Here is a 13,620-nt window from a genome sequence, read left to right as displayed (position 1 = left end):
TCAGGCTAGGTAGTGTTCAGGAGTCAAGCGCACTTCATCGGTTTGTAGGCCGAGGTGCGGGTGGTAAAGGCCATCGGCGGTTTGCACGAAGAGGCCGGGTATCATCTCGGTGAGGGCACCGGTGCCCAGCAAGCGCAGGGCATCGCGCCGATGGACGTTCACCGTGTAGCGTTGGAGTTTTCGCATCAGCCAGCGTTCGGGCCCTTTGTTCTTCAGCGTGCGCAACAGGTCGTCCACGGTAACATCCGTGCCATCTTTTCCCCGGTACAGCACCACCACGGAAACACGGTCTTCGTCCTCGATGAGCCGATACTTGTCCGCTGCGCTTCGGAAACTCACGGCCAGCGTGGCTCCATCCACTTTCAGCAGGTCGCAGATGTGTTGCCTGTCCAGGTCGCATGAGTAGTAGAGGTGCTGGAAGTACTTGCTGAACAGTGCCCGGTCCAGTGGATCGCCCGCATAGCCGTGCAGCAGTGAACGGCAGGCATCCTCGCCTTTGCGCAGTAGTCCACGTGGTGAAGCTTGTGGTGGCACGAACACATGGACCTCACCCCGTTCCAGGGTGCCTTCGCGATTGCAGCGCCCCGCCGCCTGTGCGATGGAATCGAGACCTGCCATGGCGCGGTAAACCACTGGAAAGTCAAGGTCCACACCAGCTTCAACCAGTTGGGTGGACACGACTCGAGTGGGTACCTTGTCCTTGATGCGTTGCTTGATGTCGCCGATGACCACCGAGCGATGGGCTCCGCACATGAGGGCGGATAGGTGCAGGGTGCCTTCCGGCATCAGGGCATGCAGTTCATGCGCATGCTTCCGCATGTTCACGATGGCGAGCACACTCTCATGCGTCTTCAACCGCTCGGCAAGGTCTTCCCAAGCGGTAGGCGTATCCATCTGCTCAGGCATGCGGACATTCACCCGCTTCAACACGTGGTAGAGCGCATCGGGGTCGTCCATCAATTCCCTGGCGCCATCCAGCCCGCGGATGTGTTTCTGCGGGTCGGTGTATTCGGTGACAGTAGCGAGCGCCGGTTGTGTTGCCGTGCTGAGCACCACGCTGACACCGTAGTACTTGGTGAGCAGGTCGAGGACATCCAGCGTGGGTTGCAGGAACTCGGGGTGCAGCATCTGCGCCTCGTCGATGACCACCACGCTGTTCACGATGTTGTGCAGCTTGCGGCACCGGCTGGTCTTGGCAGCAAAGAGCGACTCGAAGAATTGCACATTCGTGGTAACCACGATGGGCGCATCCCAATTCTCGCAAGCAAGCCGACTGCTCGGCGTTTCCTTGTTCTCGGCCACATCAGCGTTGCTATGGTGCTCGATCACCGCGTGTCCGAGTTCGCCAAAGGCCCTTCGGAACTCATCGGCGGTCTGCTCGATGATGCTCGTGTAGGGTATCACATAGATGATGCGGCTCTTCCCGTGCGCCTTGGCGTGGTCCAACGCGAAGGCTAGGGAGGATAGGGTCTTGCCACCGCCGGTGGGTACAGTGAGTGAGAACAGGCCAGGTGCGTTCGTGGCCTTGGCTCGGCATTGCGTAAGGATGCCCGCGCGCAGTGTGTTCACTGTTGATGGCTTCGCACCGCGCACCTTTTCGGCCATATAGGCGTCGAAGCGCTCTTTCAATTCACCGAGCGAAGGCCAGCCACCCCGCCCGTTGGCCTTGTCCGGGTCCATGTAGCCTTCCGTGTCGAGGAAGTCGGCATCCACGAGACAGGAGAAGACCATGCGCAGCCAAAGAGCGAAGCCATGCGCTTTGCCGGGTATCGTCTTCAGGTCCGGTGGCGGTGCGCTCGGTAGTAATATGCTGTCCGGTATGTCGCCCTTCAGGCTGTCGGTGAGTTCGCCCCGACTTGCTTCCAATTCAAGTCTTGCTTGTAGGCTATGATCCTCGGTGTTCCAATCGCTAAGTCCGGCATGGTGCCCTGCGATCAAGTAGGCCAGCACTCTTCCTTCCTTCTTGTAGCGGTCGCAAGCGTGCAGCGCGCCAGCCGTGGAGTGGTTCGGGTGGCCCGGCTTGTCCTCGATGTGCGCATCGGCTTGGTAGCCGCTGGCCTTGCGGATGAATTGCTGCCAGCGGGGCTGGTATTTGCCGAGGTCGTGCCACAGGGCGGCGTGGCGGGCGATCTCTTGGCCGCTGAATTCTTTGGCAAAACGCGCTGCCAGTTCAGCGACACCTTGGATGTGTGCTTCCAGGTCGTGCGGTTCACGCCAGCGACCAGTGGCATCTTGGGCGGCGTGCGCGATGGGTTGCATGTCGAGAAATATGGCAGTATCAGGTTTCTAAGATGCGATAAAGTCGAGTGAATTCTGTCTGATGTTAATAAATAGTAAAACGAAAGAGCAGCTATCCAATTGAGCCGATCCGCTCCATGGCGGCATGAACAAGGGGACGTGGATCTGCGGAGCGATGTTGGGCCCGTGTTCTTCAGACCCAGACCGTTACAGTGAACGCAACATCCCCGGTGCGTCCATGCGGGCGAAACCCCGACCTCAGCGGTGATGGGCACGGTCACACCCCGATCCTGAGCCGTTGGTTCGGGTTCCAGCACGGTGCTGCCAGGGTAAGCTGGCTGGTGGCCGGGAATACCCTTGTTCGACGCGGTTTGCTCGCTGCCTGAAAGCAGGTCCGGTATCAGTCGTAGTGGATCTTTTTCCCGTCACGTACAGTGATCGGCGGCCCTTGGAGGTGGTACTCGGCGTCCCGTCGGCTCCACCCTCTTACCTTCATGAGGTACTGGAGTTTATCCTCGTGGGTGGTGAGCGTGCCGTTCTCGAGCATGCGCTCCAGTTCCGCTTTGGTCTTCTTGCGGCGCGTGGTCATGTGTCGTTGGGGGGCTGTCTGGACCGGTTCAGCGCCTTGAAGTTCGGGATTTTGCGTGACCCTTCAACGTGGTCAGTTCGCTTCTCCGGTCGCCCCCCCGCCCCCCTTCCTCCGCCAATGCCGACCTTTGCGCCGCCGTGAACTTCATCGACCACATCCGCATTGAGTGCCGCAGCGGCAAGGGCGGCGCCGGCTCGCGCCATCTGCGCCGGGAGAAGTACATTCCCAAGGGCGGTCCCGATGGCGGCGACGGCGGCCGCGGTGGGCACGTGATCCTGCGCGGCAACGCCCAGCTGTGGACCCTGCTGCACCTGCGCTACACCAAGCACGTGATCGCCGGCGACGGCGAGAGCGGCGGCGCCAACCAGTGCAGCGGCAAGGCCGGCCGCGATGTGGTGATCGAAGTGCCCCTGGGCACCGTGGTGCGCAACAGCGATACGGAGGAGGTGATGGCCGAGGTGATGAAGGACGGGGAGGAGGTGGTGCTGCTGTCCGGCGGCCGCGGCGGCCTGGGCAACCAGCACTTCAAGACCAGCACCAACCAGACCCCGCGCTTCGCCCAACCCGGTGAACCCGGCATCAGCCAGTGGGTGGCCATGGAGCTGAAGGTGCTGGCCGACGTGGGCCTGGTGGGCTTCCCCAACGCCGGCAAGAGCACCCTGCTGGCCGCCATCACCGCCGCCAAGCCCAAGATCGCCGACTACGCCTTCACCACGCTGACACCCAACCTCGGCATCGTGCCCTACCGCGACCACAAGAGCTTCGTGATGGCCGACATCCCCGGCATCATCGAAGGGGCGCACGAAGGCCGCGGTCTCGGCCTGCGCTTCCTGCGCCACATCGAACGCAACAGCGTGCTGCTGTTCATGATCCCCGCCGACAGCACCGACATCCGACACGACTACCAGGTGCTGTTGAACGAACTGAAACAGTACAGCCCCGAACTGCTGGACAAGGACCGCCTGCTGGCCGTCACCAAGTGCGACATGCTGGACAGCGGGATGATGGAGGAGCTTCGCCGCGAGCTGCCCGCCGATGTGGACAGTGTGCTGATCAGCAGCGTGGCCGGCATCGGCCTCGACGAGCTGAAGGACAAGTTGTGGACGCTCCTGCACCGTCCGGTGGCGCAGCGCACGGAGTTCCCCGAGTGGAGCGTGTGACCATGGTCCAGCGCCTCGACGAACTGGACCGCGCGGCCTTCCTGGCGATCAACGGGGCGCACGCCCCCTGGGCCGACGGGGTGATGGTGCTGGCCTCGGCCATGCCCACCTGGTTCCCGGTGTACGCCCTGCTGCTGGTGCTGCTGCAGCGCCGCTACGGCTGGACCGCCTTCGCTTGGTGCCTGCCGGTGATCGCCGTGATGATCCTCTGCAGCGACAGCGGCAGCGTGGTGCTGTTCAAGAACACGGTGCAGCGGCTGCGTCCCTGCCATGAACCCGCCCTGCAGGGGCTTGTGCAGGTGGTGGACGGCCACTGTGGCGGCCGCTTCGGCTTCGTGTCGTCGCACGCCAGCAACCATTTCGCCATCGCGGTCTTCGTGGCGCGCGCCCTGCAGGGAAGACCCGTGTGGGCCACCGGTGCGCTGCTGGGCTGGGCCGCCTTCGTGGCCTACAGCCGCATCTATCTCGGCGTGCACTACCCGGGTGACGTGCTCGTGGGCGGGCTCTACGGCGCGGCGGTCGGAGCGCTCTTCTTCGCCATCTTTCGGGGCGTGCTGCGGTGGCGCGCCTTGGCACAACGGAGCTCGGTATGAACCTCTGGCTGGCGGTCTTCCTCGGCGGCGGGCTGGGCAGCGTGGCCCGTTTCGGCGTCAGCCGTGCGGTGCTCGCTCTCGGCCTCCGAAGTGCCTTCCCCTGGGCCACCCTGGCCTCCAACCTGCTGGCCACCGCCCTGCTCGCCTGGCTCGTGCTGCGCCTGCACCCGCATCTGGAGGGGCGCGATGCGCTCAAGGCCTTCCTCGCCGCCGGCTTCTGCGGCGGCTTCAGCACCTTCAGCACCTTCAGCTACGAGAACTTCCTCCTGCTTCGCGAAGGCCAGCATCTGCTGGTCGCGGCCAACATCGCCGTCAGCGTCATCGCCGGCGTCGCCCTCTTCCATCTCATCGCCCGCTCCGCATGATCCGCGTCCTCCTACCCGGCATCGCCCTGGCCCTGGCATCCTCCGTTGCCGCGCAGCAACCCGCCTGGCAGGCCCCACCCAAGCTGGTGGTGGGCATCGTGGTGGACCAGATGCGCGCCGACTTCATCTACCGCTATTGGGACAACTTCGGTGAGGGTGGCTTCAAACGCCTGGTGGGTGAAGGGGCTTTCCTGCGGAACGCACACTTCCCCTACATGCCCACGGTGACCGGGCCCGGCCACGCCAGTGTGTACACCGGCACCACACCGTCCCACCATGGCATCACGGGCAATGACCTGGTGGACCGCGCCAGCGGCCGGGTGCGCTATTGCGCGGAGGATCCATCGTCCACCGTGGTCGGTGCGGCCTCGGGTGCGGCCCGCTCGCCGTTGAACCTCCTCAGCACCACCATCGCCGATGAGCTGGAGCGCCGCACGGACGGACGCAGCATCACGCTGGGCCTGTCGATCAAGGATCGCGGCGCCATCCTGCCCATCGGCCGCACGGGCGATGCGGCCTACTGGTTCGCCGGTGGAGCGGAAGGGGCCTTCGTCACCAGCCGGTGGTATGCGGATTCCCTGCCGGCCTGGCTCGCGACGTTCAATGGCCGGAGGCTCGCCGCGTCATACCTGAAGAGCACCTGGGACCTGCTGCTTCCGCGCGAGCGCTATCACCAGGCCCTGCCGGACGACAACCCGTACGAGATCCCGCTGAACGGCGCCGCCTCGGCCACATTGCCGCAGGACCTCGCCGCGCTCTCGGCCAACGGGGCCAACACGGGCCTCATCGGCTACGTGCCCGCCGGCAACACCCTGCTCACCGATGCCGCCCTGGCGGCCCTGGAAGGAGAGGGCCTGGGGCGTGACGCCATTCCCGACCTGCTGGCCGTGAGCTACAGTTCGCCCGACCTGCTCGGCCATCGCATGGGCCCCCGCGCCTTGGAGATCGAGGACATGTACCTGCGCCTGGACCGCGAGCTGGCCCGCCTGCTGAAGGCCTTGGACGAGCGTGTGGGGGCGGGCCGCTACACGGTCTTCCTCACCGCCGATCATGGCGCGGTGGACGTGCCCGCCTACCTGCGGGACCTGAAGGGCAGCGCCGGCTATGTGCCCGTCGCGCGCCTGGAGGCCGCGATCGAACGGGCCATCGCCGAACGCCATGGCGATGGCGATTGGGTGCGCCGCCTGATGAACGACCAGGTCTGGTTGAACGACTCCCTGATGAAGGCCCGCAAGGTCGATCCCGCAGCGATGCGGCGCCTGGCGGCGGATGCCCTCCTGTCCGAACCGCTCGTGGCCGAGGCCCTCACCTCCGACGACCTTGTGCGAACGGCCTATCCAGGCGGCATCCGGGCCATGGTCCAGCAGGGCTTCATGCCTGCGCGGAGCGGGGACGTGTGCTACGTGCTGCGACCCGGATACTTCGAACGCGAGGACTGGTCCGACGGAAGGGGCACCACGCACGGAAGCCCATGGACCTACGACACCCACGTGCCCATCCTCTTCTATGGCCAGGGCATTCGGCCCGGCGAGGTCGTGCGGCGCACCTCCATCACCGACATCGCACCCACCCTGGCCGTGCTGTTGGGGACGGCTTTCCCCGATGCCTGCTCCGGCCACCCCGTGCACGAGGTCCTGGCCCCCTGAGCTGTCCACAGCGGTCGGGGGATATTGCGAAGGGACCCATCGGTCGCACGGATCCGTTGGTCGAATACATTCGGCGCCGTGAGCGACGTGTCGATCGCCCTCGAGGTGGCCCCTTATGAGCTGTGGCGGGAGGAAGGTGTGCTGCGCGTGCGCCTGAAGGCCCGCACCCGGGTGGATCTGCGCGAGATGCGCGACCTGCTGCGCCTGGCACAGGCGGTGGACCCCGGCGGACGCATGCCCCTGGTGGTGGAGCTGCGCGAGCAGGTGCGCGTGGCGCCCGAGGCCCGCACCCTGCTGGTCCGGTGCAGCCGTCTCCGCGGCCGCCCCGTCGCCTTCCTGGCCACCGACCGCAGCGACCGCCTGCAGGCCGAGTTCTTCCTGCGCTTCAACCGGCCCACCTTCCCCTTCCGCGTGTGCACCGACCTGGAGGACGCCGCCGACTGGGTGATCCGGTGGGCCCCCGCGCACGTGCCCGGTCGCTGATGTGTTGATCGGCTTGTGGGGATCTTGTCCGCAGCGGCTGTGAAGCCCGCCCGCGCACGAGGCTATGTTCACGCCTTCGGAGCGATGCGTGCCTTCATCCTGCCCCTGCTGCTGGTCCCCGCCGTGATGAGCGCCCAGGACCTGGTGCTGCGTGTGCAGGCCGATGCCTCGCTGGTGGAGGTGCGCGGCGTGTCGACCGACAGCCTGGCCCCGGCCCCTGTCTTCCACGCCACCTGGCGGTTCGCGCCCAACACGGCCGAACCGGTCTTCGGCTTCACCCCCACCGACCGCGAGGCCACGGGACAGCTGCACCTCGACCGGTTGGTGGAGGCCGCCATCGGCGCTTTCCTTGACCAGCACGTGCAGTTCACCCGCACCGGTGTCAGCACCGACCTGCCCGCCGCAGTGATCGCCGACCGCATCGAGGCCATGGCCCGCACCGCGGCCGCCGCGTTCCACGCCGCGGACCTCTTCCCCGGCCTGGGGACCCCCACGCGCGATCAACTGGGCCGCGTGCTCCAGCTCGACTGGAGCCAGGCCACCCTGCCCATCGACGCCGGTGGTGAAGGCGACCGCTATCTGGCCATCTACCGGTTCGTGCGGATGCAGCGCGATGAACTGGAACGGCAGCTGCGCGCCGACCTCCTCGACCTCTCCACCGTGCCGGTGCTTGGCGCTGCCACGGACGATCCGCGGACCAGCGTGCAGGTGCCCTCCGTGTGCGGCACCGTGTTCGACCAGGAGAACTTCCTGTGCGCGCTTGACCTCTCGCTGGCCGCGGAGGGTGGGGGAGCGGTGGAGCCTTCGCTGAGCCTGTCCGCGCTGCCCGGGCCCGCACCGACCGAAACGGCGGAGCCCACCCTGGAGCAACCCCGCATCCGCAAGCGTGACCGCTGGTTGAAGGCCGAGCTCGACGCCATCCACGACCGCATCGACCGCATGGACCAGCGGAGGGAACTGTGGACCTTGCGCGACCGCATGGACGACATCGAGGGTCGCCTCGACGATATGCAGGGGCAGGTGGATGACCTGCGCTCGGGGAAGGAGGAAGAACCCCGTTCGGACAACCCCCTGGCCAACCTCAGCGACCTCACCGGCGAGGAGCTCACCGTGCGCTTCCCCCGCAATGGCGCCGACCTGGGCCCCGAGCAGCGCATCATGCTCAACGAGGTGTTCGAGCAGCTCGCGCGCTCCTCGAAGGACCGCGTGCTGATCACCGGGTATACCGACCGCAGCGGCGATCCCGCCCTCAATCTCGCCTTGAGCGAGCAGCGTGCGCGGGCGGTACGGGACTACCTGCTGGCCCGGGGCATCGCCCCGGAACGCCTGATGGTGAACTACTACGGGGACAGCCGGAGCCTGGGGCGCGACCCGAGCGAACGGCGCGTGGAGATCGAGTGGCTCAGCGAGTGAGCCGCGCCATGTGGTTCATTCCTCGCGCAGGGGCACCAGCTTGAACACCACATCGGCGATGGTGCCATGGTCCGTGGTGATGGAGAACTGCCCGTCCAGCTTCTCCGCCAGGGCCTCCACCACGTCCAATCCGAGACGGCCCGTGCCGTCCACCACTGCGGGCATGCCCCGTCCGTTGTCCCGGACGCGCAGCCGCACCAGGCCGTTCGAAAGCGGTTCCAGCCGCAGATCGATGTGCCCGCCCGTCACCAGCGGGAAGGCGTGCTGGTAGCAATTGCTCATCAGCTCGCACAGCACGATCCCGAGGTCGATCGCTTGGTCCGGATCGCAGCGCAGGCCCGCGGCGTCCACCTCATGGCTCACGGACCGGCTCCGTGGATCGTGCAGTTTGGCCATCTGGCCCGCCAGGTCGCTGAAGAAGCGGTCGAGGGGGATGCCGCGCAGGTCGGGCAGTGCGTACAGCTTGTTGTGCACCAGCGCCATGATGTCGATGCGCTGCTTGCCCCGGACGAACTCATCGCGCGCGGGGCCTTCCGGCAGGCGCTGTGCCTGCATGTTCAGCAGGCTGCTCACCACCTGCAGGTTGTTCTTCACCCGGTGGTGCACCTCGCGGTCCAGCACGTCCCGCTCTCCGATCACCTTGGCCAGCTTGCGCTCCTGGGTACGCGACCGCTTGGCCTGGGCGCGCATGCGGCGGCGGTCGCTCTGGCTGCGGATGAAGGTGAGGGTGAGCAGCACCAGCAGCGTCAGCAGCGCGGCCAGCATGGCCGAGAGGAAGCGCCGTTCGGTGCCCAGCCATGGTTCCAACTGGCCCATGTCCACGATGGCCCCGAGGTGCAGGGTGACCCCGTTCAGCGAAAAGGGGAGCAGTTGCAGCATGTGCCTGTCCGGGCCAGCTCCGATGCGGACCACACGTCGGTCCATGCGCTCGGCCCAGCGCTCCAGTCCGATGCGGCTGGCCCGGCCGATCGCTGAGCTGTCGGCTGGCAGGGCCAGCAGCGGCCGTCCGTCCGGCCACAGCACCATGGGGTGGTTGGAGCGACCGGGCCCGGGGGTCAGCGTTCTGTTCACCAGTGCCGCGGCGTCCACGCGGAAGCCCATCACGCGGAACGGCCGTCCTTGTTTCACGGCACGGATCAGCTGGCTGACGAGCACCTCATTGACGATGGTATCCCTTTCCGCAGAGCGCTCCGCTGTGCTCCACACCGGTTCCGCTTTCCGCTCGCTCAAGGCCCGGCTGAACCAAGCTTCCATCCGGGGGTCGTACAGCGTGCTGTCGATGCGGGCCCGTTCGAGCGGGGCCTCCGGCACCAGTGCCCAGCTCACGGGAAAGCCATGGCCCGGGCCTTCCAGTTGCCGGCGCACCCGGATGCCGCTCGCTGTGCGCAGCAGCGCCACCTCCGCGCCACGTTCGTTGGCCAGGTACACGGCGTTCAGGGACGGCTCGGTCGCGAGCAGCGCCTGCCAGCGGTCCACCAGCTCGGGCACCCGCATCGAATCGTGCAGCGCCACGAAGGCGGCCTCCTTCTGAAGGTCCATCGCCAGCCGTTCGAACTCCCCCTGCACCTTGGTGCGCAGGTTGCGGATGGTGCGTTCCAGCCCCATTCGCGCCAGTTCCTCGGTGCGCCGCGGGAACTGCGTCAACGACAGGACCGTGTACCCCAGGGCCGCCAACAGCACCACCGCGATCAGCAGGTAGGACCAGGTAGGGGAGCGTGCCGGTGCGGACATGGGCCTGCAAGTGTACGCGAAGCCTCCGGGCGGGCCGGTCAGTCCGCCATCGATCGCAGGCGGTCCACGACACGGTCGATCGCTGCGTCATCCACGTCCAGGTGCGTCACCATGCGCACCTGACGGGGGCCGATGGCCAGGCAGCGGATGCCTTCGCGGGCGAGGGCGGCCACGTGGTCGGCGGCGCTGTGGCCCTCACGCAGGGTGTAGATCACGATGTTCGTCACCACCGGCATCACCTCGTCCACCCGGGGCATGGTGTGCAGGGCTTCGCCGATGCGCCGGGCCCGGAGGTGGTCGTCCGGCAGCCGTGCCACGTGGTGCTCCAGGGCGTGGAGCCCGGCAGCGGCCAGGATACCGGCCTGCCGCATGCCACCGCCCAGGCGTTTGCGCACGCGCCGAGCCTGGTGGATGAACGGGGCCGGGCCGATGAGCACACTGCCCGCCGGTGCGCCGAGCCCTTTGCTGAGGCAGATCGAGAGGCTCTCGAACAACGCTCCCCACTGCGTCGCCGCGCTGCCGTCCACGGCCATCGCATTGAACAGCCGTGCGCCGTCCAGGTGCAGGCGCAGGTCGTGCGCATCGCACGCCTCTCGGATCCGGCGCACTGCGGCCATGTCCCAGATGGCGCCACCACCGCGGTTCGCGGTGTTCTCCACCACCACCATCCGGCTGTTCGCCAGATAGGCGGCGCTGCGGTCGTTCACGGCCTCGATCACCGCTTCCGCCGTGAAGCGACCCCGATCGGCCGGCACATGCTTCACGCTGCAGCCACTGGTCGCCATCATGCCGCCACCCTCGTAGCGGTACACGTGCGCGCCCTCCTCGCAGATCACCTCGTCCCCCGGGCGCGTGTGCACGTTGATCGCGATCTGGTTCGTCATGGTGCCGCTCGGGCAGAGGACCGCGGCCTCGTGCCCGAACATCGCGGCCAACCGTTCCTCCAGGGCGTTCACCGTGGGGTCCTCGCCGAACACATCGTCGCCCACCTCCGCGCGCAGCATCGCTTCGAGCATGGCCGGGGTGGGGCGCGTGACGGTATCGCTGCGCAGGTCGATGAGGGGCGCGGTCATGCGCCCAAGGTAGCGGTGGCCGGTCAGCCCAGGTGCCGGTGCAGGTCCACCAGCAGGGGGAACTCCTTCGCGCCCACCCCGTGCACCGCCCGGGCCACGGCGTGCGCACAGGCGTAGATGAGGTCGCGGCGCTCCCCGCCCAGGTCATTGCGGTGCCGGGCCATGTACGCGATGAACGACGTGTAGGCCTCCTCACTGGTGGCATTGCGCTCGGCCAGCACATCGAACTCGAACTCCGTGATGTACGCCTGGTCGCTGCCGAAATGGTCCATGCCCGCCTCCACGGGCACCAGCCGCTCCTTCACCACGCGTTTCAAGGTGTCGACCTCCTTCGGGCTCACCTTCCCGTCCACCGCGGCCACGGCGTACAACAGCCGTCCAAGTTCCTTGTAGAACAATTGTGCTTCCATGATGCGTTGAAGGTCGGAAGGCACGCATCCCCCGCACCTGACATCGGTCAGCGTCGTCGGGCGATCATCAGCCCGTCGCGGAGGGGTACGATCACCGGCTCCACCCGCGGATCCCCGTTCACGCGATGTGCATAGGCCACGAGGGCCGCCGTTTGGTGGTCCTGCTCCCCGGTGGGTTGAAGCACCCTGCCGCTCCACAGCACGTTGTCGGCGATGATGAGCCCGCCCGGCCGCACGCGGTCCACCACGGCATCGAAGTAGGCGGGATAGGCCGGTTTGTCGGCGTCGATGAACACAAGGTCGAACGGGGTGGGCAGCGTGGGGATGACCTCCAGCGCCGACCGGTGGTGCGTGGTGATGCGGTCGTGGAAGCCCGCCGCCGCGATGTGGCGCGCCACGAAGGGCGGCAGGTGCGGGTCGATGTCGATGGTGTGCAACATGCCGCCGGGCGCAAGCCCTTCCGCGAGGCAGAGCGCACTGTAGCCGGTGTAGGTGCCGATCTCCACGATCACCTTCGGGCGCACCAGGTGGCTGAGCATCGAAAGGAAGCGGCCCTGCAGGTGCCCGCTGCACATCTGCGGCATGTACACCCCCGCATAGGTCTCCTCCCGCAAGGCACGCAGGTGGGGGGCTTCGATGCCGCTGTGCGCCTCGCAGTACGCGTCGAGCTCGGGGTCGATGAGGTCCATGGGTCAGGGGATGCGGATGAACCGCACGGTGTGAGGGCCACCCGGCGCGTGCAGCACAAGGTGATAGGTGCCGGGTGGAAGGCCGGACACGTCCACGATGCGGTCCGCAGCGTACGTCCCCGTACGCACAGCTCGTCCAGCGGGATCCAGGATGCTGAGCGGCAGTGGAGCGCCTGAGCGGATGCCGGTGAGATGAAGGTCGCCGGCGGTCGGGTTCGGATGGGCCACGATCCGGGTGGGCACATCGGCCTGCTGGAGGCCCACATCCGCATGCAGGGCCCACCAATCCGCGTAGCGCTGCGTGCCGTCGCTTCCCGTGCCATAGTGGACCACCCCGTCGACCACCGCGCCGGTGCCACCCTTCCGTGCGGCGCCCGGGAACTCGGGCAGGGGGGACCAGCTGTCCGTGGCCTCATCATAGCGCCAGCACTCGCGCAGGAAGGTGCTGTCCGACGTGGCGCCAGCCAGCACGATGCCGCCACCGGGCCATCGGAAGCCCTCGGCCCCGAAACGTCCAGCGGCCGGCAATGGCGCGATGGCCGACCAACTGTCGGTGATGCCGTCGTAACACCAGCCATCGTTCAGGGCGCTGCCGTCGCCCGCGCGTCCGCCCACCACATAGGCCTTGCTTCCCTGGGCGAACACCGCGGCGAGGTGCCGGGGCGGACCGGGCATCGGTGGACGCGGCAGCCAGGTGTTCAGGAACGGGAAGTACTCCCACAGCTCGTCGGTCAGGGTCGTGCCCGGTCCCACCCGCCCTCCCACGATGAAGGCGCGCACACCGAGCACGAAGGACGCGCTGCCGCTCCGCGGCAGGCCCGGCATGGTGTCGAGCGCGTACCACACCTCGTTCACGGGAAGGTACACGAAGAGCTCGTTGCTGAGCCCCGCCGCTTCCACACCGCCGAAGTGGTATCCGAAGCCGCCCACGCTGAAGCCCGTACCGTACTGCCGCGGCGTGGCGGGCATCGGTGCGATCGTGCTCCAGGTGGCCGTGGCCGGGTCCCACCGGTGCCAGTCGTTCGTCAGCTGGAACCCCACGTCCATGCCCGTGCCGACGAACACCGCACTGTCCGCCGCAAAGGCCGATGCATCATCCCGGGCCACGGCGGGCAGGTCGGGCAGCTGCACCCAGCCCTGGGCGCCGGATGGTCCGGCGTGCAGCAGGGCGGTGACCAGCAGTGAACGCATGCGCATGAGCGAAAGCTAGCTCACTGACGGACCTTTGCG

Annotated in this window: 13 protein-coding genes; 6 read left to right on the top strand and 7 right to left on the bottom strand. The window is 67.1% G+C overall.

The window, feature by feature from the left end:
• Together cas3 and IPM49_07090 are read right to left on the bottom strand one after the other, a co-directional pair.
• Positions 1-2,259, bottom strand: a complete 2,259-nt coding sequence (cas3, locus tag IPM49_07095; protein MBK9274289.1) for a CRISPR-associated helicase Cas3' — start codon at positions 2,257-2,259, stop codon at positions 1-3.
• A gap of 379 nt (positions 2,260-2,638) precedes the next feature.
• On the bottom strand, positions 2,639-2,827 hold the full coding sequence (locus IPM49_07090; protein ID MBK9274288.1) for a hypothetical protein: 189 nt from the start codon (positions 2,825-2,827) through the stop codon (positions 2,639-2,641).
• Between the two features lie 137 nt (positions 2,828-2,964).
• On the opposite strand from IPM49_07090, the gene obgE reads away from it, so the two are divergent.
• The 6 genes from obgE to IPM49_07060 all read left to right on the top strand — a co-directional run bounded on the left by obgE (position 2,965) and on the right by IPM49_07060 (position 8,487).
• A complete protein-coding gene (gene obgE, locus IPM49_07085) occupies positions 2,965-3,987 on the top strand; it encodes a GTPase ObgE (GenBank protein MBK9274287.1) in 1,023 nt (340 codons plus the stop codon).
• Between the two features lie 2 nt (positions 3,988-3,989).
• Complete coding sequence (locus IPM49_07080; protein MBK9274286.1) at positions 3,990-4,580, top strand: phosphatase PAP2 family protein; 591 nt, start codon at positions 3,990-3,992, stop codon at positions 4,578-4,580.
• Positions 4,577-4,945 (top strand): CrcB family protein, encoded by a 369-nt coding sequence (locus tag IPM49_07075; GenBank protein MBK9274285.1) that lies wholly within the window; start codon positions 4,577-4,579, stop codon positions 4,943-4,945. The genes IPM49_07080 and IPM49_07075 overlap by 4 nt, the downstream gene beginning before the upstream one ends.
• Positions 4,942-6,591, top strand: a complete 1,650-nt coding sequence (locus tag IPM49_07070; GenBank protein ID MBK9274284.1) for an alkaline phosphatase family protein — start codon at positions 4,942-4,944, stop codon at positions 6,589-6,591. Before IPM49_07075 ends, IPM49_07070 begins: the two co-directional genes overlap by 4 nt.
• Positions 6,592-6,669: 78 nt before the next feature.
• Positions 6,670-7,074: a hypothetical protein gene (locus IPM49_07065; protein ID MBK9274283.1), complete on the top strand. Its 405-nt coding sequence runs from the start codon at positions 6,670-6,672 to the stop codon at positions 7,072-7,074.
• A 429-nt stretch (positions 7,075-7,503) separates the two neighbouring features.
• Entirely contained in the window at positions 7,504-8,487 is a 984-nt protein-coding gene (locus IPM49_07060) for an OmpA family protein (protein MBK9274282.1), read from the top strand.
• Positions 8,488-8,502: 15 nt separating this feature from the next.
• On the opposite strand, the gene IPM49_07055 is transcribed toward IPM49_07060, so the two are convergent.
• The 5 genes from IPM49_07055 to IPM49_07035 are packed head-to-tail and all read right to left on the bottom strand — an operon-like array spanning position 8,503 to position 13,587.
• A complete protein-coding gene (locus IPM49_07055; protein ID MBK9274281.1) occupies positions 8,503-10,218 on the bottom strand; it encodes a sensor histidine kinase in 1,716 nt (571 codons plus the stop codon).
• 38 nt (positions 10,219-10,256) lie between these two features.
• Positions 10,257-11,291 (bottom strand): DegT/DnrJ/EryC1/StrS family aminotransferase, encoded by a 1,035-nt coding sequence (locus tag IPM49_07050; GenBank protein ID MBK9274280.1) that lies wholly within the window; start codon positions 11,289-11,291, stop codon positions 10,257-10,259.
• Positions 11,292-11,314: 23 nt separating this feature from the next.
• Positions 11,315-11,701, bottom strand: a complete 387-nt coding sequence (locus IPM49_07045) for a hypothetical protein (GenBank protein ID MBK9274279.1) — start codon at positions 11,699-11,701, stop codon at positions 11,315-11,317.
• Positions 11,702-11,748: 47 nt separating this feature from the next.
• Positions 11,749-12,390, bottom strand: coding sequence for an O-methyltransferase (locus IPM49_07040; GenBank protein ID MBK9274278.1), 642 nt, complete (start codon positions 12,388-12,390; stop codon positions 11,749-11,751).
• A 3-nt stretch (positions 12,391-12,393) separates the two neighbouring features.
• Complete coding sequence (locus tag IPM49_07035) at positions 12,394-13,587, bottom strand: T9SS type A sorting domain-containing protein (protein ID MBK9274277.1); 1,194 nt, start codon at positions 13,585-13,587, stop codon at positions 12,394-12,396.
• Positions 13,588-13,620 lie beyond the last annotated feature (33 nt).

Source organism: Flavobacteriales bacterium, from assembly GCA_016715895.1.
Lineage (GTDB): Bacteria > Bacteroidota > Bacteroidia > Flavobacteriales_F > PHOS-HE28 > PHOS-HE28.
The sequence above is the reverse complement of the archived record's forward strand: the minus strand, read 5'-3'. Positions and strand labels throughout refer to the sequence as shown.